Source organism: Williamsia sp. Y712 (assembly GCF_059445525.1).
The window spans coordinates 1,020,835-1,042,385 of sequence record NZ_JCAIUN010000001.1 but is presented as its reverse complement, the minus strand read 5'-3'; the positions used below and the strand labels follow the sequence as shown (position 1 = coordinate 1,042,385).

The window sequence follows — 21,551 nt, the reverse complement described above, 5'->3', positions numbered from 1 at the left end:
GGTCAGACTCCTTCTGTAGTCAGGGCAGGGTTGGGAAGCAACGAGAACTCGGCGTCGAACGACACCTGGTAGCGGTCGACGAGTCCGTCGGCGCCGACATGCATCACGCCGACGAAATACCCGGTTGTCACACCATCGTCGGTCACCTCACCGTGAGCGAATTGCAAGTCGTTGGCGACCGCAACCCGCTGGACCACGTGTTTGCGTTCCACCGGTGGACGTCCCTGCAGGTAGCCGAGCATGACCGCACGACCCCGGTCGTGCTTGGTGCCGGTCGGCAGCACCATGGCGAACTCGACGTCGTCGGCCAGCATCGCGACCGCATCTTCGAGGCGACCGCTGTCGACGGTGGCGTAATACTTCTCGATCTCAGAACTCATGAAATGAACTTAGTTCGGTTAACCCTTCCTTGTCGAGAGCGCGCCGGGTTACTGTGAAAACTAACCGAACTGAACTCACGTCAATTGGAGCGATATGTCCACGTCCCCAGCCTTCGAGGTACCTTGGCCCCGATCTGAGCCCTCCACACTGACCCCCGGGACCGAACAGGCAGAACTGCGGGACGCGATCCGCGGTCTGTTCGGAAAGCACAGCAGCATCGAGCAGGTTCGCGCCGCGGCCGACTCCCCCAGCGGATATTCACCCGAGCTCTGGCGGCAGCTTGTCGACGACATGTCGGTGACAGCGCTTGCGGTTCCCGAGGAGCGCGGCGGACTGGGCTACGGCATGGTCGAACTCGGGATCATCCTCGAAGAATGTGGTCGCAGCCTGGTCTGCGAGCCGGTCTACACATCGGCGGCCGTGGGGGTTTCCGCTCTTTTGTCGGCCACCGCTGACCAAGATCTCGCCGAGCTGCTCGACAACGTTCTCTCCGGCACCTCGATCGCCACCGTCTCATCACTGACACCCGAGACCGACGACGTAAGGGCGCACGAGAACGGCGAGATCTGGACACTGTCCGGCACAGCGACGCACGTGCTCGGCGGCGCGGGTGCCGACGTGATCATCTTGTCCGCCGAGACCGCAGCCGGCCGCCGCCTGTTCGCCACCACACCGGGCGAGCACCTGTCCGCATCGGACCGCGAGGTCATCGACCCGACCCGGCGGCAAGCAGACCTCACTCTGCGCGAATCTCCGGCGATCCCGCTGACCACCGTGGCCGACCACGACCGGGTCTGCACCCGACTGCAGGACCTCGCGACGCTCGCACTGGCCTGCGAAAACACCGGCATCGTCGACGTATTGCTGGAGATGACCGTTCAGTACGTTCAGACCCGACACCAGTTCGGACGCCCCATCGGATCGTTCCAGGCCGTCAAACACCGATTGGCCGATGTCCTGCGCGAACTCGAACGAGCCCGTTCTGCCTGCCGCTACGCCGCGGCGGTCTACGACGAGGATCCGGCCAGTGCCCGCCTGGCGATCGCCGTGGCCGGGGCCGTCTGCACCGACGCCGCCATCACAGCGGCCGCCGAAGCCGTCCAACTCCATGGCGGTGTCGGTTTCACGTGGGAACACCCCGCCCACTCCTACTTCCGGCGGGCCATGGGAAACGAAGCACTACAGGGAGATTCGCGTGCCCACCGGGCCCGGATCGCCAACCTGATCGGAATCTGAACTCAGTTCAGGTCAGGTATTGACGTGAATCACACCCGTGGTTAATACTGAAGTGAATCCAGTTCAACTTGTAGTCAAACGAAAGGGTCAATCATGATCGACACCGACCACATCCTGTTGGAAAAAGACGGCGAAGTCGCCCGCGTATGGCTGAACCGCCCGCACAAGAAGAACGCGGTCACCGTGGAGCTGCTGCACCGTCTCGACGAGATCATCGTCGAGGTCGACAACGACCCGAACCTCAAGGTTCTGGTCCTGCGCGGCGTCAACAACACCTTCTGCTCGGGCTTCGACCTCGATGAGCTGCTGTCCGACTTCATCGGCAGCACGACCGCGATGGACGTCGCCGTGCTCTCGGCCAAGGTCTGTGACCGCCTCTACTCGATGAACACCCCCTCGGTCGCAGTCCTCGAGGGCTACGTCACCGCCGGCGGCTTCGAGCTGATGATCTCGTGTGACTTCGCAATCGCATCTGACGACGCCAAAATCGGTGACTTCCACATCCGTCGCGCACTGTTCGGTGGCGCCGGCCCGATCTACCGCCTGCCCCGCATGATCGGCATCCGTAAGACCAAGGAGCTCATGCTCACCGGCAAGCTGCTCTCGGGTCAGGAAGCCTCCGCTTTCGACCTGATCAACGATTCGGCACCGGCCGATCAGCTCGACCAGCGCGTCGAGGATTTCATCGCGACTCTGACCGACAAGAGCCCGTTCATGATGAAGCTCACCAAGATGTGCATCGACCGGGGCCTCGACGCCGACATCCAGTCGCTGATGGTCATGGAACACCTCGCTGTGGGCAACGCCCTGCAGTCCGAAGACGGCAAGGAAGGCGTCACCGCATTCCTCGAAAAGCGCGAGCCCAAGTGGGTCGGTCGCTGATCTTCCGTCAGATCTTCAACCCGAAGGGATAGACATGGACGAGGCGTCGACGTCGTCGGAGACCTCCACCGCCGCGGTACTCCGCGGCAGCAAATGCTCGGTCTGTGGCACCGTCGGTTTTCCGGCGAGCACGATGTGCAGCAGATGCGTGACCCCGACCGCAGATCCACTGGATCTGAGCACCGAGGGTGTGGTGTGGGCCTACACGATCCAGCGCTTCCCGCCCAAGTCGCCGCCGTATGTCCCACCGACAGAGGGCTTCTCGCCCTATGCGGTGGGCTACGTCGAACTCCCCGAGGGCATCAAGATCGAGGCACTCCTCGACTGCGATGATTTCACCGAACTGGACCGGGCTCCGGTGAGCTTGATCGCAAGCTCACCGGTGCCCCGGTTCGCAGTCGGACGCTTCACCACGCAAGGAGCTCCCCAGTGACACAGCCCGTTTCCATCGTCGGAGCCGGACTCTCCAAGTTCGGACGGCAGCCCGGTGTCACCGGACGCGACATGGCCGTCACCGCGATCAACCGGGCGCTCGTCGACGCCGGACTGACCTGGCCCGATGTGCAGGTCGCGTTCGGCGGCAGCGACGGATCCGGCCTCGCCGACACCCTCGTCGCCGAATTGGGCTTCACCGGAATCCCTTTCACGAATGTCAAGAACGGTTGCGCGACCGGCGGTAGCGCCCTGTTCTCCGCGGTCAACGCCGTTCGGGCCGGTGCCGCCGACATCGCACTGGCGGTCGGTTTCGACAAGCACCCCCGCGGAGCCTTCGACCCCCGCCCCGAAGAGTGGGGTCTGCCATCCAGCTACGGCGATGCCGGCCTCATGGTCACCACACAGTTCTTCGGCGCCAAGATCTCGCGATACATGCGTCAGTACAACATCTCCGCGGAGACGCTCGCCCGGGTGGCCGAAAAGTCCTATCGCAATGGCACTCTCAATCCCAATGCCTGGCGGCAGGAAGCGATGTCCGCAGAAACCATCGCCAATGCGGACATGGTCAATGATCCGTTGACCCGCTACATGTTCTGCTCTCCAGGAGAAGGTGCCGCCGCGATCGTGGTAGCCAGTGCCGAGGCGCTGAAGCGAATCGATCGCACACCCGTCCACCTCCGGGCGATCACGCACCGCACCAGACGATTCGGCTCCTTCGAGGTCTTCAGCCCCGCCGTGCAGGGCAGTGGAGAGCCCACCAGTGTCAGCGCCGATGCCGCCAAAGCTGCATTCGAACAAGCTGGTTTGTCCCCGTCGGATGTCGACGTCGCCCAGTTGCAGGACACCGAGAGCGGCGCCGAGATCATGCACATGGCCGAATGCGGCTTCTGCGAACCTGGTGAGCAGGAAGAGATGATCGCCAGTGGCGCCACCGAGATCGGTGGACGAATTCCGATCAACACCGACGGTGGATGTATCGCCAACGGTGAGCCGATCGGCGCATCGGGCCTGCGACAGGTCCACGAGATCGTCACCCAACTCCGCGGTGAGGCCGGCGCCCGTCAGGTCCAGGGCACTCCTCGCGTCGGCTTCACGCACGTATACGGCGCACCGGGCATCAGTGCCTGCACCGTTCTGACCGTTTGATAAGACACAGGCGCAGAAGGTAATCCAGTGACAGCACAAACCCACCCCGATCTAGCCACCTTCACCGAAGAAGCGGTCTCGTGGCTGCAGAGCGTGGCGTCGACCCGCACCGAATCGGTCTGGGGTACCGGCTCCGATTCCGTGGCCGTCTTCGAGAACTGGACGGCCGCGCAGGAGCGCGAGCACACCGACGAGATCTCCCGCTACGAGAAGCTCAAATATGACGCCGGGTGGGGCGCCTTGAACTGGCCTGCCGAATACGGCGGCCGTGGCCTCCCGCTCTCCTACGTCCTGGCCTTCCGTCGCGCGGAAGAGGCCTTCGACATCCCGCGCCGCACCGAGATGTTCTCGGTGACACAGCAGTTGGTCGCGCCGACGATTGCCCAGTGGGGCACCGAAGATCAGAAGGAACGCTACGTGCGGGCGATGCTGCGCACCGATCTCATCGCGTGCCAGCTGTTCTCCGAGACCGAGGCCGGTTCCGACCTCGCCGCCGTCCGCACCAAAGCTGTTCAGAAAGACAACGGTTCGTGGCAGATCGACGGACACAAGGTCTGGACCTCTGGCGCACCGGTGTCCGACTTCGGTGTCGCGGTCTGCCGTACCGATCCGACCGTCGCCAAACATGCCGGCCTCACCGTCTTCCTGGTCCCGATGAATGCCGAGGGTGTCACCATCCGGCCGATCCGGCAGATGACCGGCGGCAGCTCATTCAACGAGGTGTACCTCGAAGGCGTCGCCCTCGATGACACCTACCGGCTCGGCCCGGTCGGAAAGGGCTGGCAGGTCGCCCTCACCGTCCTGGCGGCCGAACGTCTCGACGGCGGTAACCTCGGGCTGGCCAACGCCGACCAAGCTGTGGCACTTGCCCAGAACCTCGGTCGCGAGCTGACCGAGATCGAGCGCGACAAGGTCGCCGATCTGGTGACGCGGAGCTATCTGCAGCGCGTCAGCAACATGCGCGTGGCCGGCGCCGTGGTCGCGGGCAACGACCCCGGCCCCGAAGCCTCGCTCGGAAAACTCCTGGCCACCGACACGATGGCCCGGACCTCCGAGGTAGCCCGCATGCTGCTCGGCCGCGACCTCGCCTCCGACTCCGGCCGATGGGGAACGTTCGCCTGGAGTGAGCACGTGCTCGGCGCGCCCGGATACAAGATCGCAGGCGGAACCGACGAGATCCAGCACAACATCATCGCCGAGCGCGTACTCGGCCTACCGAGGGAGCCACGGCCATGACGGGTCAGGACCTGAAATCCCGAGTCTCACAGCGGTTGCAGTCCGACTGCGGACTCACCATGACCGATTTCCAGGTGTTGCCCGGTGGACACTCCGGGCTGACCTATCGTGTCAGCACCTCCGGCCCGGACGTCGTGATCAAGGCGGTTCCCGAGGGTCAGCGCTCGATCGGCCGACATGACATGTTGCGCCAGGCCACAATCCTGAAGGCACTGGAGAACACCGACGTCCCTGTTCCCCGCATCGTAACGGTCGACGAGACCGAACCTGCCTGGTTCGCCATGGAGTTCGTCGCAGGCGAATCCCTCGAACCGGTACTCGACGACCCGGCGGTGGAACCCGAACTCGCCGCCGCGCGAATGCGCCGCGCAGCCGAGGTACTCCCCCTCCTGCACGCGGTCGACCTCGAGACCATTCCCGGTCTGGACGAACCCCTCTCGCCCGCAGACGAATTGGCACGCTGGGCACGCACCTTGGGCGCTGTCCCACCGGAACTCGTGGTCGGCGGCGCCGAGCTGCTCGCGCTCCTCGAAGCCGATATCCCCGAGCCCATCACCCCCACTCTCGTGCACGGCGACTACCGCCTCGGCAACATCATGTCCCGGGGCCTGGAACCGGTCGCCCTGATCGATTGGGAGATCTGGAGTGCCGGCGATCCGCGCGTCGAACTCGGCTGGTTCCTGGTCTTCGCCGACGGCACCAACTTCCCCGACGTGGGACGCGAGGTCCCCGGTCTGCCCAGCGAGGACGAGCTGATGTCGCTCTACACCGGCGGGGCCTCCGATCTGCCGGATCAGAACTGGTTCAACGCCCTTGGTCGTCTGAAGATGGCCGCGATCATGGGGCACAACCTGCGCCGCCATCGCGAGGGCCGCCACCACGACCCCGCTCAAGAGAAACTTCCGGCCACGATCAATCGACTGATCGAGACCGGCACCGCCCTGCTGCGCCGGTAGGCGTACACCTTCAAACCACAGGAGTCATCGTGGATTTCGCCTATTCCGCCCGCACCGAGGAACTGCTCGGCAAACTCGAAACCTTTATGGCCGAGCACGTCTACCCCGCCGAAAAGGTGTATGACGAGCAGATCGCGGCCAACGAGAACCCGCACGAGCAGCCGCAGATCATGCGCGACCTGCAGGCCATCGCCCGCGAACAGGGACTGTGGAACCTGTTCATGTGCCACGACAATCTGGGCGCCGGACTGACCAACCTCGAATACGCACCGCTGGCCGAGATCGTCGGTCGCTCGATCATCGGCAACGAGACCATCAACTGCTCGGCACCCGACACCGGCAACATGGAGATCCTGGCCATGTTCGGCACCGAGGAGCAGAAGTCGCAGTGGCTGAAGCCATTGCTGGACTGCAGCATCCGTTCGGCATTTGCGATGACCGAGCCGTTCGTCGCGAGCTCGGATGCCACCAACATCACCTCGACCATCACCCGTGAGGGCGACGAGTACATCCTGAACGGCCGTAAGTGGTACACCTCCGGCGTCATGGACCCGGACTGCAAGCTCATCATCTTCATGGGCAAGTCCGACCCCGACGGTCCGACGTACCGCCAGCAGAGCATGATCCTGGTGCCCGCGGACGCACCCGGCATCGAGGTCCTTCGCGATCTGCCGATGTTCGGGTTCAAAGACCGTCTCGGACACGGAGAGGTCCAGTTCACCGACGTCCGGGTGCCGGCGAGCAACATGCTCGGCGCCGAGGGCGATGGTTTTGCCATCGCCCAGGGACGACTCGGACCCGGCCGGATGCACTACGCCATGCGGGCGATCGGTATGGCCGAACGCGCGCTGGACATGATGTGCAAGCGGTCGTTGGAGCGCATCGCCTTTGGCGGACCACTGTCCGATCAGGGTGTCGTCCGTGAATGGATTGCCCGCAGCCGCATCGAGATCGACCAGATCAGACTCCTGGTCCTGAAATCGGCATGGTTGATGGACACCAAGGGCAATGCGTCGGCCCGATCGGAGGTCGCCGCGATCAAGGTGTCCGCCATGGAGGTCGCGCACAACGTCGTCAACCGCGCCGTGCAGACCTACGGCGCCGCCGGGGTCAGCGATGACACCATCCTCGCCCGCCTCTACGCCATCACCCGCGCGCTGCAGATTGCGGACGGCCCCAACGAAGTTCACCTGCGGACCATCGCACGCCTGGAAGTGAAGAAGCACAAATGAGCACATCGGACCTGACCGGCAAGGTCGCCCTGGTCACCGGCGCGAGCCGCGGTCTGGGACTGGCCATCGCCAAGGGCCTCCTCGAGGCGGGCGCGACCGTGATCGTGTCCAGCCGCAAGATCGAGGCCTGCGAGGCAGCGGTTGCCACACTCGGCGACAGCGGACCGGGCACCGCACACCCCTTTGCCCTGCATGTCGGCAAATGGGAGAGCATCGAGCCGGCGGTCGATCAGATCATCGAGCAGTTCGGCAGCCTCGACATCGTCGTCAACAACGCCGGTATCGCCCCGCTGGCCGAGAACCTCGTCTCGGTCACCGAAGGCCTGTGGGACAAGACCATCGAGGTCAACCTCAAGGGTCCGTTCCGGCTGATGGCCGTTGCCGGTGAGCGCATGGTCAAAGCCGGTGGCGGATCGATCATCAACATCTCGAGCATCGGCGCCGAACGCCCCAGTCCGCCCGAGGCCATGTACGCCGCTGCCAAGAACGGCCTCAATGCCCTCACTCGGGCGTTCGCGCAGGAATACGGGCCCACCGTGCGGGTGAACTGTGTGATGCCCGGCGGTTTCGCCACCGACATGGCCGAGAATTGGGATGACGAGTTCATCGGCAAGATCGTCGACCGCCTGCCGGCGGGACGTCTGGGATTGCCGGTGGAGATCGCCGGCATGGTGACCCATCTGGCCTCCGACGCAGCCGGTTACACCACCGGAGCCATCATCCCCGTTGATGGTGGCCGAACCGCGGTCTACTGATGTCGACTCCAACTGTGATGTACGGGAGAAGTGATGACTGACAACACCTCTGGATTGAATTCGATGCTGACCTCGATGTTCGGCCTGTCCGGACGCGCCGCGATCGTCACCGGCGCCTCGTCGGGCCTCGGGCTCGGTTTCGCCCGCACCCTGGCGGCTGCCGGTGCGACGGTCTACGCCGCGGCCCGTCGTCTCGATCGGCTCAACGCACTGGCCGACGAGGTACCCGGCATCGTCCCGGTTCGTTGCGACATCACCGACGACAGCGACCGCAGGGCCCTGGTCGACGAGGTCTACACCACCTCCGGTCGCCTCGACATCCTGGTGAACAACGCCGGTATGCCCGGCCCACCGAATGCCGAAGACGAAACGGTCGACGGGTTCAACTCGATCCTCGAGGTCAACCTCGTCGCGGGTTTTCATCTCGCGACGTACGCGTCCACCCGTCTTCCCGAGGACGAAAAGGCCTCGTACATCAACATCTCATCGGTGATCGGGCTGGTGTCCACCGCCCCGATCGGCGGCGCCAGCTACGCCGCGTCGAAGGCGGGCACTCTCGGACTCACCCGGGAACTCGCAGGTCAATGGGGTCGACGGGGCATCCGCGTCAACGCAGTTGTCCCGGGCTGGTTTGATACCGAGATGACCGATGGCCTGTTCAGCAACGACAAGTCCGCCGGCTGGGTCCGCCGCAACACCATGCTCGGCCGCGGTGGCACCGACGGCGAGATCAACGGTGCCGTGCTCTTCCTGGCCTCGGATGCCTCGTCGTACATGACCGGGCAGACCCTGATCGTCGACGGCGGCTGGACCGCACGCTGATGTTGGCCGTTCAGCTCACCGCCTGGCGCCAGTCACCCGTGGTCCGGGAGATCCCCGACCCCGTGCCCGGCGGCGAACAACTCTTGATCGAGGTCGGGGCGGCCGGATTGTGCCGCTCCGACCTCAGCGTGATGGACTCCCCGCCCGGCCGATTCGACTATCCGCTGCCGCTGACCCTCGGACACGAGGTCGCCGGAACAGTCATCGACGCCGGACCGGCGGGCGACCGCAGCCTGATCGGCGAATCCGTGGTGGTACACGGCATCTGGTCCTGCCGAACCTGCCGCAACTGCCGTCGTGGACGGCAGAATTACTGTCTCGAACTCGTGCCCCGACCCGATGGTCGACTTTCGCCGATCGGCAACGGTCTCGGCCATCACGGCGGCCTCGCCGAGCTGATGCTGGTCCCGTCCGCCGATGTACTGGTCCCCACCGGATCTCTGCCCGCCGATCAGGCCGCGCCCCTGGCCGACGCCGGATTGACCGCCTACCACGCGATTGCAACCCACAAAGACCTGATCGACAGCGACACTGTTGCCGTGGTTGTCGGAATCGGCGGACTCGGCCACCTGGCAGTGCAGATCCTGCGGGCGTTCGGTGTGCGGCACATCATCGCCGTCGACAACCGCGCGCAGGGCCACGACCTGGCACTCGAGTTGGGCGCGCAGACAAGCCATCTGAGCTTGGAAGCCGCCACCCCCGACATCACCGCACTCGGCGGCGCCGATGTGGTCTTCGACTTCGTCGGCGCACCTGCCACCGTCGAACCGGCACCTGCGCTGCTCGCCCCCGGCGGACGGATTGTTGTTGTCGGCACCGCGGGTGGCCGCCTGACTGTCGGCAAAGACCTTGGTATGCCCAATGGTTGGCAGGTCAACGCCCCGTTCTGGGGAACAACGGCCGATCTGCGCGACGTGGTCGCGTTGGCCCAGGCGGGCACCCTGCATTCCGAGGTCACGAGATTCGGCTTCGCAGACATCCCCGCGGCCTACCGACAATTACGTTCCGGCGCTTTCGCCGGCCGTGGGGTTCTGGTCCCCGGGGTCTGAGCTCCCACCTGAACGCGACACCGACAGCAACCGAAAGAGACAGCGCAGTGAAAATACTTGCACAGGAAATGGTCGCCCGGGCCCAGACCGATCCGGATTCCATCGCCGTCATCGACGAACTGGGCAACCACAGCCTCAAGACGGTGGTCGACGCTGCTCGCGAACTCGCCGACCGCATCGCCGCCATCGACGAGGCACCGCCGACCGCACTCATCCAGGCCGACAACACCTGGCAGACCCTGGCCACCGCGGTGGCCGTCGGGATGCGGGGCGGTCTGGTCGCCGTCTTCAGCCCGCACGCAACCGAATCCGAGTTCGATCTGGCTCTGGAAGACATCGCACCCGACATCGTTGTCGGCGACCCGGCATCGCTGGCTCATTGGGGCGTGGACACCAAGCGGTTCGGCGACTCGGTTCAGGCCTTCGACAGCCGCCTGCTGCGATTCAACAAGGGCCCGGGCACAGCAGGATTCGGGGACATCGACCGGTGGCGGGGTGGTACCGCAATCGCGATGACCTCCGGATCGACCGGTCGGCCCAAATGTGTTGTGCAGTCCGAAGATGCCATTCGTTACGCCTGTCAGAGCACGATCGACACCGTCGGACTGCGGCCGGGCGAGGCCATCGGCGCATTTGTTCCACTGTCGTCCGTTGCGGCCTTCTGCTTCGGCATGTATCTCCCCGCCTACCTCGGCGGACCTCTGGTCGCCATCGGGAAGTGGTCGCCCGCCGCAGCCGTGGACGCGATGGCGAAACACGCTGTCGCCTGGACGATGCTGGTTCCGACCATGGCACTTCAGCTGTCGGTGACCGACGGTTCACAGGGCCGGCTGTCCAACGTGCGGGCACTGACCGTCGGTGGCGGTCCGATGAACGAGCGCGCACTCGAAAACGCCGAGACCACACTGGGAACCACATTCCTGCGGGTCTTCGGAATGTCGGAGTGCCTCGGCCACACCACACCTGCACTCGATGATCCCCCCGCAATCCGGCTCGGCCGAGACGGCCGTCCGTTCCCGGGCACCACCGTGCGGGCCGTCGACACCAGTGGTGTCCCGGTGCCCACCGGCGAGATCGGTGATGCCCAGGTCAAAGGGCCGTCGATGTTCATCGGTTACGCCCGCGGTGGCGGCCCGGTTGCGCCCGCGCTGTCCCCCGACGGATTCCTGCCCACCGGCGACCTCGTCGAGGTCGGCGACGACGGCACCATCGCGGTGATGGGTCGCCAGAAACAGATCATCATCCGCGGTGGCCGCAACATCGACATCAACGAGATGGAGTCGGCCATCGCCGGGCTACCCGAAGTTGTCCAGGTATGTGTGGTCCCGGTCCCCGATGACATGCTCGGCGAACGCGCTGCGGCACTGGTGGTCACCCGCGGCGAGGAGCTCACCTTGGAAAGCGTGACGCACCAGCTCGCGGCAACCGACTTCCCGAAGTTCAAGTGGCCCGAGTACGTCTTCACGGTCGACGATCTGCCGCAGAATCGCGTGGGCAAGCTATCGCGACCGGACGCGGTGAGCCTGGCCACCGGCCTTGCATCCAGAATTGACCCTAATTCACCTCAGTGAGAGGTAGAGTCGGAACAGCCGTGTACATGCCAGACTCCAGGGGGCCCAATGACCACTGATACCGAGGTTCGTCGCGAGAGCCCGCGATCCAAACGAACCCTCATCCTATCGGTGGCGATCGATCAGTTCGGCAAAGTCGGCTACGAACACACCAAATGGGCATCGATCGCCGACGAGGTAGGTATTGGCCAGACCGCGCTCTACCACTACTTCGAGTCGAAAGCGCACTGCCTTTTGACGATCATGCGCCTCGAATTGGCCGAATCCGCCGAACGGTTCACCGCCGCCACCGCCGGTATCACCGATCCCAAGGAAGCCCTACGTGCCGCGGTCGCCGCGTCACTCGAAGCAACTCCCACCGACGCATCGCAACGGCGAATCCTGCAGAACCACATGGATCTGCTGGCCACCGAGCGCCAGTCCGTCAAAGAAGAAGGCGAACGCCTCCGGTCGCGCGAGCTGGTCGGCGAGATCGAGCAGAACTGGACCGACCTGATCGCCCGCGGGATCAAATCCGGCGACTTCGTCGATTCCGATCCACATCTGCTGGGCCGCCTCGTGCTCGCCCTGGTCATCAGCATCTGGCGCTGGTACCGGCCCGGCGGCAAGATCACGCTCGACGAGATCACCACGCTGGTCACCGACGCGGCCATCCGGGTCGTCAGCAAGTAGATCGCACCTCGACCGCCGCTGCCCCTCGTCGGCCGACCGTAATGAACTGAATTCACTTAGGAGTCTCGATGTACAACCTCATCCTCATCGCAGCGCGTCCGACCGACTGGACCCACGAGCAGTTCATGACGTGGTGGCGGGGAGAACATGCCGACGTGACCTACCCACTACCCGGACTGCTGCGCTGGCAGCACACCGAACTACTCGAATCGTTCGGCGGCCGATCAGAAGGCTGGGATGGACTGTCGGTCTTGAGCTTTGAATCACGCGAGGCGCTTGAAACAGCGCTGGCGAGCCCGCAGTGGCAGGCTGCTGTCGATCACGTCGGCACCATGGGCGGTCGACGGATGATGTGGTACGGCGACGAAAAGACGATGGTTCCGCTCGTCACCAGCGAAGAATGACCACCGCAGCATGACAGCCGACTGGGCGCAGGCCGGGTGGGCACAGCCCGGGTGCACACAGGTCACCGCTGGCGTCCACCGGATCCCACTGCAGATGCCGCAGGACGGGTTGCGGGCGATCAATGTGTACGCCCTGGAGACCAGCAACGGGCTCGCCCTGATCGACGGTGGCTGGCACCGGCCTTCGACCCACGATGAACTCTCCGCCGCACTCGCCCGAATCGGGCGCACACCGTCGGACATCCACGACGTCTATGTCACCCATGTGCACCGCGATCACTACACCTTTGCCGTAGAACTGCGCCGCCGCCACGGATCTCGGGTTCATCTGGGGCGCGCCGAGGCGCCCGGCATCGATGCGATCACCCGGCTGGGCAGCAACGTCCCGGAGAGTTCGATCCGCGAGTTGCACCGAGCCGGTGACACCGCCATCGCCGAGCAGGCCTACCGCAGTTCGATCGACGAACCGTTCTTCGCCGGCGATTGGGAACTGCCGGACAACTGGCTCTCCCCTGGGTCGATCGACATCCCCGGACATTCCATCGTTGCCGTGCACACCCCCGGGCACACCAAGGGCCACCTGGTCTTTCACGACATCGATCGGGGTCTCTGTTACACCGGAGACCACGTTCTGCCGACCATCACACCGTCCATCGGTTTCGAACTCGGCGACTGGGAACTCCCCCTGGGCCGGTATCTGCAGTCGCTGACAATGCTCCTCGACCACCCGGCGTCCACCATGCTCCCCGCGCACGGTCCCGTCGGCAGCGATGTGCACACACGGTGCCTGGAACTGCTGGCCCATCACGACCGCCGCCTCGGCCAAACTCGCAGCACTGTCATCGAATTGGGTCCTAGCACGGGACTTCAGGTCGCCCAGAGTCTGACCTGGACGCGTCGCGACCGACGTTTCGCCGAGCTGGATTCTTTCAATCAGATGGTCGCCACGTGCGAGACCCTCGCCCACCTCGACGTCCTGGTCGACCGCGATCTGCTCTCGGTCACCGAGGACGGCGGGGTTGATACCTTCAGCATCCGCTAAGCGGTTCGCTCATACACGACCTCACCACCAGTCGTCCGCCAATTCCAACGTCCGCTACGGCATCATGTCGATATGAAGATCACGGTTGACCTCGAAGGTCTCGAACTCAAGAACAACGGCATCACAATCCATGTCAAGGACAACAGCGGCAAACACATCGGGGATCTTCGCCTCGGACAAGCAAGTGGCGAGTGGCGACCAACGCGACGGCGTACGGCCGTCAAGTTCGACATGACCGAACTGGTGGACGTACTCGAGCAGTGGTGGGACGACGAATCGTAGTACAGCAGTTAGTTCGCGAGCCCCATCCGAGCAACAAACGGCAATCGGATCGATTTCATTCATGTGCCAGGTTCTTGCCGCCTATGTCGAAACTCGCCCCATATGTAGGCCGCGCTCTCCGACATCAGATTCGTCCACAACTTCAGCCGTTGTTCTGAAATAGGTTTTGACCGCACGCAATCCAGCAATGCCGCCACTTGTCGGTGGGTGCTGATAGAACTGTTTCATGACCGCGGGGGTGGCACATCTCATCGACCGTATCGAGGGCATGGCTCTTGATGCGGAAGAAATCGTTGCTGTCCGTGAAGTGTTGTCCCGCAGACTTGTTGATATCTCGTTGGCGAACCTGTCGGACAAAGAGACCGTCGAACTCGCCCAAGCGATCGAAACCCAAACCCGCCGTGATGAAGCCGTCAAAGTCCGGGTCGCTGTCGAGCTCCGCGAACGATCGGTCGCCGCCAAACAAGGGCTCAAACACAACAAGTTCCTGCGCCATCATTTACGAATTTCCGGGACCCAGGCCAGCGCCCGGTCCAAACGCGCTGAACGCATGGGCCAGTGGCACACCCCATCGGGTGAAGTCACGGCACCGGTGTACCCCAACACGTGGTCGGCGTTGCGTGATGGTGCGATCGGGGTGGCGCATTACAACGTCATCGATGACACATTGCGTAACCTGCCCGGCACGATCCGCAGCAACCTCGAACTGTGGTCCGACGGAGAAAGGCTGATGGCCGAGGCTGCTCGGACGATGGACCCGGACGAGCTGAAAAAGGTGGGTCTGCACCTACATGCCCATCTGAACCCCGACGGCGAATTCGATGACGCCGACCGCGCGCAGAAGCGGGAACTGTCGGTATCCAAGCAGGGCGCAGACCATATGGCCGGGATCAAAGGCACTCTCGACCCGGCGACCAAAGCGCTGTGGGATGCGGTGGCCGCGAAATGGGCAGCCAAGGGCATGAACAATCCGAACGATCCGGACTCACCGACCGGCAACGCCGACAAGGCCGACAAAGACGCCCTCCGCGCCGCGGCCGAGCGCGATACCCGCACACCCGGGCAACGCAACCATGATGCATTCAAGAAGCTGATGGAAATGGTCGTCGGGCAGGGCAAACTCGGCACCCACCGCGGCCTACCCGCGCAGGTCATCATCACGATGACGTTGGAGCAACTCGAACAGGAAACCGGCCTGGCCACCACCGCCTCCGGCGGGGTCCTGGCCGTCAAGGATGCCCTCAAGCTCGCCGGGGTGAGCCGCAAGTTCTTGGCGTTGCTCGATGACAAACACCGCCCGCTGTATCTGGGTCGTGAAGAACGGTTGGCCACCGCAGACCAAAGACTCGCTCTGATTGCCGCCGAGCGGGGCTGTTCGCGTCCGGGCTGTGATGCCCCGGCCTCAGAGTGCGCGGTCCACCACATTCGGGAGTGGGCCAAAGGCGGTCGCACCGATATCACCGTGCTGACCTTGGTCTGTGGACCTGATCATGCCCAAGTCAACGACGGCGATAACGGGTGGATCACCGAGATCATCACCGAAGGTACCGGCCCGCCTGGTTGGCACGGACGGGTTGGGTGGCGCCACCGCGGATCACTGGAACCATTGCAGCCGAACAACACTCATTTCCCGGAGAAATACTTCACCAACCCGGAAATGTGGAACCCGAACAGCGACGCCGACGCCGAATGGTTCCTGCAACGCGCGCGGGCAACATTCGAGGAGAAAGCTGTAACCCCGCGGGAGTTCGCAGTCGATCTCGGCTGGCCCAATACCCCGTGGCGTTACGCTGCCTGAACCCCTGTTCAGTCAGCGGTCCAGCCGCCGTCGACGTACATTTCCGAACCGGTCACGAAGGTCGAGTCGTCGCCGGCCAGGAAAGCCACCATCGCTGCCACCTCCGACGCCCGGCCCAGCCGCCCCATCGGGGTGTGGGCGACCATGGACCGGTACCGATCGCTGCCCGCGTAGCGATCCAGCAGGGGCTGCGTCTCGATGAACCCGGGGTGCAGAGAGTTCACCCGCACCCCCTTCGTGGCCCAGTGCAGCGCAGCGTTTTTCGTCATCGTCCGCACGGCCCCCTTGGCGGCCGCGTAGGCGAAGCTGTTACCCAGTCCGCCGACGCTGCCGAGGATCGAACAGATGTTGACGATGGATCCGCCACCGCTCTGCTCGATGACCGCGCCTGCATGCTTCATCCCCAGCCAGGTCCCGGTCTGGCTGACAGCGATGACCCGGTTGTATCGCTCGAGGTCCTCATCGACCACGGTCTCCAGGCTGCCGATGGCGCCATTGTTCACCAGGGCGTCGATGCGCCCGTAGCGCCCACAGACGGATTCGACGACGCTCTGCCACTGCAATTCCTGAGTGATGTCGAGAGCGATGGGCTGGTGCCGATCAGGTTGCTCCTGAGAAGAAACCAGCGCCTCGCATGCCTGCCCATCCACATCGGTGGCCACCACACGGGCGCCCTCCGCGGCCAGTCGGGCAACGATCTCGATACCGATCCCGCCGGTGGCCCCCGTCACGAGGACAACCTTGTCGAACAGTCGGGTGTTCATCGAAGTCACAGTCCCTGAATCCTTTTGGCTCACAGTTTACTCAGCACGTTACGTCCGCCGAAGAGCATCGCGATCGCAACACCCACCGTGGTCACTGCCGTCATCAGCAGTGCCATCGCAGCGACCAACGGGTACGAACCGTTCTGCCACATGTCATAGAGCAGGGTGCCCATCACCTGGGTGGTCGATGCCCGGACGAGCAGCGAGGCGGCGAACTCATGGGTGAGCAGGATGAACATCAGCGCAACGGCACTGAGGATCGTGGGACGCATGAGCGGCAACATGATTCGCAGTGTGGTCACCATCGGCGAGGCACCACTGGTGGCCGATGCCTCGGTGTAGGTGTTGCCAAGCGCCAGCATTGATGTCATCTGCATGCGGACCGCGAACGGCAGCATCAGCACGATGTAGACCAGGATGATCACTGTCCGGGTGCCGTACAGGATGAACGGCGGCTCGGTGTACACCATCAGGAAGCCCACACCGAAGATCACGGCCGGGATACCGAGCGGTAGGGCCGTCATCAGATCTGCGATCAGTCCGAGGATCTTGAACCTGCGCCCTCGCACAAGGAGATTCGCGATCAGATAACCGATCGGTATACAGACGGCCACGGCCCCGATCGATGTCACGACACTGGTGATGACCGATTCCACGATCGCGTTGGTCGCGAAGAGTTCTCTGTAGTTGGCCAGCGTGAACAGGTCCCAGCTCAGCGAACCCGACCAATACGGAGTGAGCGAGACGATGATCAAGCCGACCAGCGGCAGCACCAAAGCGAACAGCGAGAAGATCGCGATCGTGGCAGCCGCCCACCTTCCGCCGCCGGTCGGATTGACGAAAGACTTTCCACCGTGGGTCACGAACCGTGACTGGTTGCCCAGCAGACCCTTCTGGATCAGGACCACCGCCAGGCCGAAGATCACCAGGGGGGATCCGGCGGCCGCAGCGGCGGCGAAGTCCGAAGGTGATTGCGAGACCCGCAGATACATCTCGGTGGTCAACACCTTCACACCGCTGTTCTGGCCGAGCATCAATGGTCCGGTGAACTGTCCCAGCCCGAGCAGCAACGCAATACCGCCACCGTAGATGAGCGATGGGCGCAGCAGTGGGAGAACGACTTTGAAGAAGATCCCGGCGGTCGACGAGCCGCTGGTCTGCGCTGCCTCGAGATGTTCGGAACTGATGTTCTGCATCCCCGAACTGACGAACAGGTAGACGAACGAGGTGAGTCCGAAGCCGGTGAGGATGATGATCCACGGCACGCTGTACACATCGACAGGCCCTGATTCGAGATCGCTCCACCACGGGAGTTTCCGGAGCAGCACGTTGAGATAGCCGGGCCCGGGCGAGAGCAGAAATGCCCAGCCGACAATGTTGGCGACCGCGGGCATGACGATCGGCAGGATCGGGATGACCTTGAGCCAGGAGAGTTTCTGTGGAAGGCGACTGGCCGCATACGCCAGCAGCGTGCCGAGCACCATCGCGATCACCAGCGAACCGACGGCCAACGCTCCCGTGGTCCAGAGTGTCTTCGCGATGTCATAACGACCGTATTGGGTCTTGTACCCCGCGGCACCGTCTTCGAAGGCCAGGATCTGCAGCCGGACCATCGGAAGCACGACGAGGTACGCCAGCACCGCCAGGATCACGAAGTACCCGATCCGGGCGCGCCAGTGGGAAGGGATCGTGAATGATCGCGCGGGTGCCGCTGCGATGGCAGTTGTCATGACGACATGCTCCCGCTGCCCGCCGCGACCAGGCCGGGTTCGGCTGCCGAGGTACCGGCCGGATCACCATAGACGCGCAAACTGTCCGGTGAGAAGCTGATGACCATCGGCGCACCGGCCGTCGTCTGACGCAGCCGAGCTCCATGATCAGAAGCCCTGGCCCGCAACGAGAGTTGCTCGGTTCCGGTCTTGACCATCACATCGAAGTACCGGCCACCGTATTCGTGATCGACCAACTCGGCGTGCAGTGCGACATTGCCTGCCGGCACATCCGAGAGCGACTCGTGCAGGAAGACGTCGTCCGGACGGAACCTGGCGACCGCACTCTCACCCTGGTCGGCCCGGTCGCGCACCACAGCGCCGCTCAGATCGATGATGTCACCGGCGCTGGTGATCCAGCCATCGTGACCCCGTTTGAGTTCGAGCCGGTTACCCATTCCGATGAACGCGGCCACGTACTCTGAGGCCGGCTTCTCGAAGACGTGTTCCGGGGCGTCGTACTGTTCGATCTTGCCCGACTTCATGATCGCCAACCGGTCACCCAGGGCAAACGCCTCGGCCTGATCGTGGGTGACGAAAACCGCTGTGAAACCCAGCTTCCGGTGTAGTTGGTGAATCTGTGAGCGCACCTGGTCTCGCAGGCGGGCATCGAGGTTGCTGAGCGGTTCGTCGAACAGCACCAGGTCGGGCTGGGCCACCAGCCCACGGGCGACCGCGACGCGTTGCTGCTGGCCACCACTGAGTTGGGACGGGTACCGATCGAGCAGCGCCCCACAATCGACCATGTCGGCCGCGGCCTCGACCGCACCCTCCGAGATCGCCTGCTTCAGCTTGCGGACCTTGAGGGGGTACTTGATGTTCTCGCGGACCGTCATGTGCGGCCACAGCGCGTACGACTGGAACACCATGCCGATATTGCGCTTGTGCGCAGGAACATCGAGCTTCGCGCCGGAATCGAAGACCATCCTGTCCCCGAACGCGATCGACCCACCTTGCGGGGTCTCGAGTCCGGCCAGACAACGCAGCGTGGTGGTCTTGCCACACCCGCTGGGTCCGAGCAGGACCAGGAACTCGCCCTCCTCGATGTCGAGGTCGAGTTCATCGACGACCACATTTGTTCCGTAGGTCTTGTTCAGGCCCGAAACCTTGAATTGAGAGGTCATTTCGCGACTCCTTCTGTCGAGATCTTCGGTGTCCGGACGCCCGCTGCCTGACCACCGTCGATGATCAGGTCGGTTCCGGTGATGTAGGCGCTGTCGTCGGTGGCGAGGAAGCGGATCGACTTCGCCACCTCTTCGGACGATCCCCGCCGCTGCATCGGAATGCTGCGGACGTAGGCCACGGTGTCATCGGCGGCAAAGTCCGGAACCGAGGTGATCTCCGTTTCGATGCTGCCCGGGCAGACCGCGTTGACCCGGATACCCCGGTCGGCGAGTTCCAGTGCCGCAACCTTTGTCAGTGCGCGCACACCCATCTTCGCGGCCCCGTACGCACCCAGTTCCGCGGTAGCCAGGACGCCGCGCAGCGAGGCCAGGTTGACGATCGAACCACCGGCGGTCATCGCTTCGGCCGCGGCCTTGATGCCGAGGAAGGTACCGACCAGGTTGAGGTCGATCATCTTCCGGAACCCGTCCAGCGACGTCTGTTCGAGCGGCGCCTTGATCGCCGCACCGGCACTGTTGACCAGGACGTTGAGCACATGCTTATTCGCAGCCATGGCCGATGTGACCGCCGCCCAATCACTTTCATCGGTCACGTCGAGATGGAGATAGTGGGCGCTGGGCCCCAGCGCATCCGCCCGGGTCTGCCCCGCTGCGTCATCGACATCGGTGAGGTACACCGTTGCACCCTGCGCCGCAAACAGTTCGGCGCTCGCGCCGCCGATGCCGCCGGACGCGCCGGTCACCAATACGTTGATTCCGCGCAGCGAAGCTGCCGTGTCATCCATCTTCGTCGTACCTTTCGGGTTCGTGTCCGCAGGGCGTCAGCTCTGGAAGAGCTTCGACCACTCCTGGGAGTACTGATCAACCTTTTCCGGGGTGAGATCGTCGGTCTCGGGAGAAGCGATGTCCTGCGCCCGGGCAACAGCGCCCGGGATGTCGGGGAGAACCGCGGCATAACCGTCATTCAAGGCAGTCTGGCCTTCCACGGTCACCAAGAAGTCTGCGAGCACCTGGGCAGCGTTCGGATGCGGGGCACCCTTGAGAACCTGTGTGTACCAAGGTGTTCCCCAAGGCTTGGCCGGCAGGGCCCAGTCGACCGGCGCGCCGGCTTTCACCTCGGTCACCAGCGGCTGAACCGAAGGACTGACCACCACCTCACCCGAGGTCAGCGCTTGGGCGACACCGAGGGCACTGGGGTAGACGCGGGGATTCAGGGCAGCGATCTGCTTCCAGTAGTCCTCGCCGTAGTTGGTGGCGAAAAAGCGGTACATGTCGACATACGAGGCGATTCCGGTCGGGTTGACGATGCCGATCTTGCCCTTGTACGCGGGATCGATGATGTCGTCGGGAGTGCTCAACCCACCCGGGACAGCGGTGGTGTTCCACCCCATAGAGAAGACGGCGGCGCTGGTGAGGAAGAACCGATTGTTGATGACACTGCGCTCGGGCTCGAACGCCGGAGCTTCGAGAGCCGGTCCGACGAGCTCTGCGGAGTACGCGCCCGATTCGGCGGCCGTGTTGATCCACGACGCGTCGGTGAGCATATGGACATCGGCGGTGCCTTTGCCGGTCTTGCTCTCGGTCTCGACCCGGGGGTTGATCTCCGGGTCCGTGCCGCGCACGAACTCCATGGTGATCTCGGGATATTTCGCCTCGAAAGCCACCTTGAGCGCTTCGAGGTTCGCGGGCTTCTGGCTGGAGTACAGCATCACGCTGCCCTCGTCGTTCGCCGCCGCCACGACGTCGTCCCAGCTTCCGTCGACGGCTTCGTTCGATGAACCCGACGAGCCACCGCACGCGACGGTGCCGAGCAACGCAAAGGCTGTGGCCGCGGCCCCGATTGCCTTGGAAAGGGTGTTCATGTTCCTGGTCCCTTCGGGCTCGACGACGAGCCCTGAACGTGCGTGGGGAGTTCGGGATTCGCGTAAATCTGCCCTGAACTGATTTCAGTTTGAAAGCTACTGTTCGCCGGCTGTGGTGTCAATCACTTTCGAA

22 protein-coding genes are annotated in these 21,551 nt (G+C 63.8%); 16 read left to right on the top strand and 6 right to left on the bottom strand.

Annotated elements, in window-relative coordinates:
• Window positions 1–2 precede the first annotated feature (2 nt).
• A complete protein-coding gene (locus tag AC1D75_RS05100) occupies window positions 3–380 on the bottom strand; it encodes a nuclear transport factor 2 family protein (RefSeq protein WP_495514204.1) in 378 nt (125 codons plus the stop codon).
• 94 nt (window positions 381–474) lie between these two features.
• Here AC1D75_RS05100 and AC1D75_RS05095 point away from each other — a divergent pair, with 94 nt between their 5' ends.
• From AC1D75_RS05095 to AC1D75_RS05020, 16 genes are all read left to right on the top strand, one after another.
• The gene (locus AC1D75_RS05095; RefSeq protein WP_495514203.1) at window positions 475–1,617 is read left to right on the top strand and encodes an acyl-CoA dehydrogenase family protein; all 1,143 of its coding nucleotides are present in this window, start codon (window positions 475–477) and stop codon (window positions 1,615–1,617) included.
• Window positions 1,618–1,710: 93 nt separating this feature from the next.
• The gene (locus AC1D75_RS05090) at window positions 1,711–2,499 is read left to right on the top strand and encodes an enoyl-CoA hydratase/isomerase family protein (RefSeq protein ID WP_495514202.1); all 789 of its coding nucleotides are present in this window, start codon (window positions 1,711–1,713) and stop codon (window positions 2,497–2,499) included.
• Window positions 2,500–2,533: 34 nt separating this feature from the next.
• The gene (locus AC1D75_RS05085; RefSeq protein WP_495514201.1) at window positions 2,534–2,932 is read left to right on the top strand and encodes a Zn-ribbon domain-containing OB-fold protein; all 399 of its coding nucleotides are present in this window, start codon (window positions 2,534–2,536) and stop codon (window positions 2,930–2,932) included.
• Window positions 2,929–4,080: a thiolase family protein gene (locus AC1D75_RS05080; RefSeq protein WP_495514200.1), complete on the top strand. Its 1,152-nt coding sequence runs from the start codon at window positions 2,929–2,931 to the stop codon at window positions 4,078–4,080. The genes AC1D75_RS05085 and AC1D75_RS05080 overlap by 4 nt, the downstream gene beginning before the upstream one ends.
• A 27-nt stretch (window positions 4,081–4,107) precedes the next feature.
• Complete coding sequence (locus tag AC1D75_RS05075) at window positions 4,108–5,316, top strand: acyl-CoA dehydrogenase family protein (protein ID WP_495514199.1); 1,209 nt, start codon at window positions 4,108–4,110, stop codon at window positions 5,314–5,316.
• Window positions 5,313–6,272, top strand: coding sequence for a phosphotransferase family protein (locus tag AC1D75_RS05070; RefSeq protein WP_495514198.1), 960 nt, complete (start codon window positions 5,313–5,315; stop codon window positions 6,270–6,272). Before AC1D75_RS05075 ends, AC1D75_RS05070 begins: the two co-directional genes overlap by 4 nt.
• Before the next feature lie 29 nt (window positions 6,273–6,301).
• Window positions 6,302–7,504 (top strand): acyl-CoA dehydrogenase family protein, encoded by a 1,203-nt coding sequence (locus AC1D75_RS05065; RefSeq protein WP_495514197.1) that lies wholly within the window; start codon window positions 6,302–6,304, stop codon window positions 7,502–7,504.
• Window positions 7,501–8,259, top strand: coding sequence for an SDR family NAD(P)-dependent oxidoreductase (locus tag AC1D75_RS05060; RefSeq protein ID WP_495514196.1), 759 nt, complete (start codon window positions 7,501–7,503; stop codon window positions 8,257–8,259). The genes AC1D75_RS05065 and AC1D75_RS05060 overlap by 4 nt, the downstream gene beginning before the upstream one ends.
• Before the next feature lie 33 nt (window positions 8,260–8,292).
• Window positions 8,293–9,081, top strand: coding sequence for an SDR family NAD(P)-dependent oxidoreductase (locus AC1D75_RS05055; RefSeq protein WP_495514195.1), 789 nt, complete (start codon window positions 8,293–8,295; stop codon window positions 9,079–9,081).
• Window positions 9,081–10,130, top strand: coding sequence for an NAD(P)-dependent alcohol dehydrogenase (locus AC1D75_RS05050; RefSeq protein WP_495514194.1), 1,050 nt, complete (start codon window positions 9,081–9,083; stop codon window positions 10,128–10,130). Before AC1D75_RS05055 ends, AC1D75_RS05050 begins: the two co-directional genes overlap by 1 nt.
• A 68-nt stretch (window positions 10,131–10,198) precedes the next feature.
• Complete coding sequence (locus AC1D75_RS05045; protein ID WP_495515985.1) at window positions 10,199–11,701, top strand: class I adenylate-forming enzyme family protein; 1,503 nt, start codon at window positions 10,199–10,201, stop codon at window positions 11,699–11,701.
• 48 nt (window positions 11,702–11,749) lie between these two features.
• Window positions 11,750–12,373, top strand: coding sequence for a TetR/AcrR family transcriptional regulator (locus AC1D75_RS05040; RefSeq protein WP_495514193.1), 624 nt, complete (start codon window positions 11,750–11,752; stop codon window positions 12,371–12,373).
• A 68-nt stretch (window positions 12,374–12,441) separates the two neighbouring features.
• Entirely contained in the window at window positions 12,442–12,777 is a 336-nt protein-coding gene (locus AC1D75_RS05035; RefSeq protein WP_495514192.1) for an EthD family reductase, read from the top strand.
• 10 nt (window positions 12,778–12,787) lie between these two features.
• Window positions 12,788–13,819 carry an MBL fold metallo-hydrolase gene (locus AC1D75_RS05030; RefSeq protein ID WP_495514191.1) on the top strand — a complete coding sequence of 344 codons (1,032 nt, stop codon included), beginning with the start codon at window positions 12,788–12,790 and terminating at the stop codon, window positions 13,817–13,819.
• A gap of 72 nt (window positions 13,820–13,891) precedes the next feature.
• Window positions 13,892–14,101, top strand: a complete 210-nt coding sequence (locus tag AC1D75_RS05025; protein ID WP_495514190.1) for a hypothetical protein — start codon at window positions 13,892–13,894, stop codon at window positions 14,099–14,101.
• Window positions 14,102–14,327: 226 nt separating this feature from the next.
• Window positions 14,328–15,899: an HNH endonuclease signature motif containing protein gene (locus AC1D75_RS05020; RefSeq protein ID WP_495514189.1), complete on the top strand. Its 1,572-nt coding sequence runs from the start codon at window positions 14,328–14,330 to the stop codon at window positions 15,897–15,899.
• 8 nt (window positions 15,900–15,907) lie between these two features.
• On the opposite strand, the gene AC1D75_RS05015 is transcribed toward AC1D75_RS05020, so the two are convergent.
• From AC1D75_RS05015 to AC1D75_RS04995, 5 genes are read right to left on the bottom strand one after another with little or no spacing between them, the layout of a single operon-like run.
• A complete protein-coding gene (locus tag AC1D75_RS05015; protein ID WP_495514188.1) occupies window positions 15,908–16,663 on the bottom strand; it encodes an SDR family NAD(P)-dependent oxidoreductase in 756 nt (251 codons plus the stop codon).
• Window positions 16,664–16,692: 29 nt separating this feature from the next.
• Window positions 16,693–18,393, bottom strand: coding sequence for an ABC transporter permease (locus tag AC1D75_RS05010; protein ID WP_495514187.1), 1,701 nt, complete (start codon window positions 18,391–18,393; stop codon window positions 16,693–16,695).
• Window positions 18,390–19,556, bottom strand: coding sequence for an ABC transporter ATP-binding protein (locus AC1D75_RS05005; protein WP_495514186.1), 1,167 nt, complete (start codon window positions 19,554–19,556; stop codon window positions 18,390–18,392). Before AC1D75_RS05005 ends, AC1D75_RS05010 begins: the two co-directional genes overlap by 4 nt.
• Complete coding sequence (locus AC1D75_RS05000) at window positions 19,553–20,341, bottom strand: SDR family NAD(P)-dependent oxidoreductase (RefSeq protein WP_495514185.1); 789 nt, start codon at window positions 20,339–20,341, stop codon at window positions 19,553–19,555. Before AC1D75_RS05000 ends, AC1D75_RS05005 begins: the two co-directional genes overlap by 4 nt.
• 36 nt (window positions 20,342–20,377) lie before the next feature.
• Window positions 20,378–21,418 carry an ABC transporter substrate-binding protein gene (locus AC1D75_RS04995; protein WP_495514184.1) on the bottom strand — a complete coding sequence of 347 codons (1,041 nt, stop codon included), beginning with the start codon at window positions 21,416–21,418 and terminating at the stop codon, window positions 20,378–20,380.
• Between the last annotated feature and the right edge of the window lie 133 nt (window positions 21,419–21,551).

Excerpts from the sequence above, each read along its gene's own strand:
- AC1D75_RS05005 (WP_495514186.1), bottom strand. The coding sequence starts at position 19,556 with ATGACCTCTCAATTCAAGGTTTCGGGCCTGAACAAGACCTACGGAACA.
- AC1D75_RS05055 (WP_495514195.1), top strand. The coding sequence starts at position 8,293 with ATGACTGACAACACCTCTGGATTGAATTCGATGCTGACCTCGATGTTC.
- AC1D75_RS05010 (WP_495514187.1), bottom strand. The coding sequence starts at position 18,393 with ATGACAACTGCCATCGCAGCGGCACCCGCGCGATCATTCACGATCCCT.
- AC1D75_RS05020 (WP_495514189.1), top strand. The coding sequence starts at position 14,328 with ATGACCGCGGGGGTGGCACATCTCATCGACCGTATCGAGGGCATGGCT.
- AC1D75_RS05030 (WP_495514191.1), top strand. The coding sequence starts at position 12,788 with ATGACAGCCGACTGGGCGCAGGCCGGGTGGGCACAGCCCGGGTGCACA.
- AC1D75_RS05085 (WP_495514201.1), top strand. The coding sequence starts at position 2,534 with ATGGACGAGGCGTCGACGTCGTCGGAGACCTCCACCGCCGCGGTACTC.
- AC1D75_RS05035 (WP_495514192.1), top strand. The coding sequence starts at position 12,442 with ATGTACAACCTCATCCTCATCGCAGCGCGTCCGACCGACTGGACCCAC.
- AC1D75_RS05060 (WP_495514196.1), top strand. The coding sequence starts at position 7,501 with ATGAGCACATCGGACCTGACCGGCAAGGTCGCCCTGGTCACCGGCGCG.
- AC1D75_RS05100 (WP_495514204.1), bottom strand. The coding sequence starts at position 380 with ATGAGTTCTGAGATCGAGAAGTATTACGCCACCGTCGACAGCGGTCGC.
- AC1D75_RS05025 (WP_495514190.1), top strand. The coding sequence starts at position 13,892 with ATGAAGATCACGGTTGACCTCGAAGGTCTCGAACTCAAGAACAACGGC.
- AC1D75_RS05040 (WP_495514193.1), top strand. The coding sequence starts at position 11,750 with ATGACCACTGATACCGAGGTTCGTCGCGAGAGCCCGCGATCCAAACGA.
- AC1D75_RS05095 (WP_495514203.1), top strand. The coding sequence starts at position 475 with ATGTCCACGTCCCCAGCCTTCGAGGTACCTTGGCCCCGATCTGAGCCC.
- AC1D75_RS05015 (WP_495514188.1), bottom strand. The coding sequence starts at position 16,663 with ATGAACACCCGACTGTTCGACAAGGTTGTCCTCGTGACGGGGGCCACC.
- AC1D75_RS05000 (WP_495514185.1), bottom strand. The coding sequence starts at position 20,341 with ATGGATGACACGGCAGCTTCGCTGCGCGGAATCAACGTATTGGTGACC.
- AC1D75_RS04995 (WP_495514184.1), bottom strand. The coding sequence starts at position 21,418 with ATGAACACCCTTTCCAAGGCAATCGGGGCCGCGGCCACAGCCTTTGCG.
- AC1D75_RS05090 (WP_495514202.1), top strand. The coding sequence starts at position 1,711 with ATGATCGACACCGACCACATCCTGTTGGAAAAAGACGGCGAAGTCGCC.
- AC1D75_RS05045 (WP_495515985.1), top strand. The coding sequence starts at position 10,199 with ATGGTCGCCCGGGCCCAGACCGATCCGGATTCCATCGCCGTCATCGAC.
- AC1D75_RS05070 (WP_495514198.1), top strand. The coding sequence starts at position 5,313 with ATGACGGGTCAGGACCTGAAATCCCGAGTCTCACAGCGGTTGCAGTCC.
- AC1D75_RS05050 (WP_495514194.1), top strand. The coding sequence starts at position 9,081 with ATGTTGGCCGTTCAGCTCACCGCCTGGCGCCAGTCACCCGTGGTCCGG.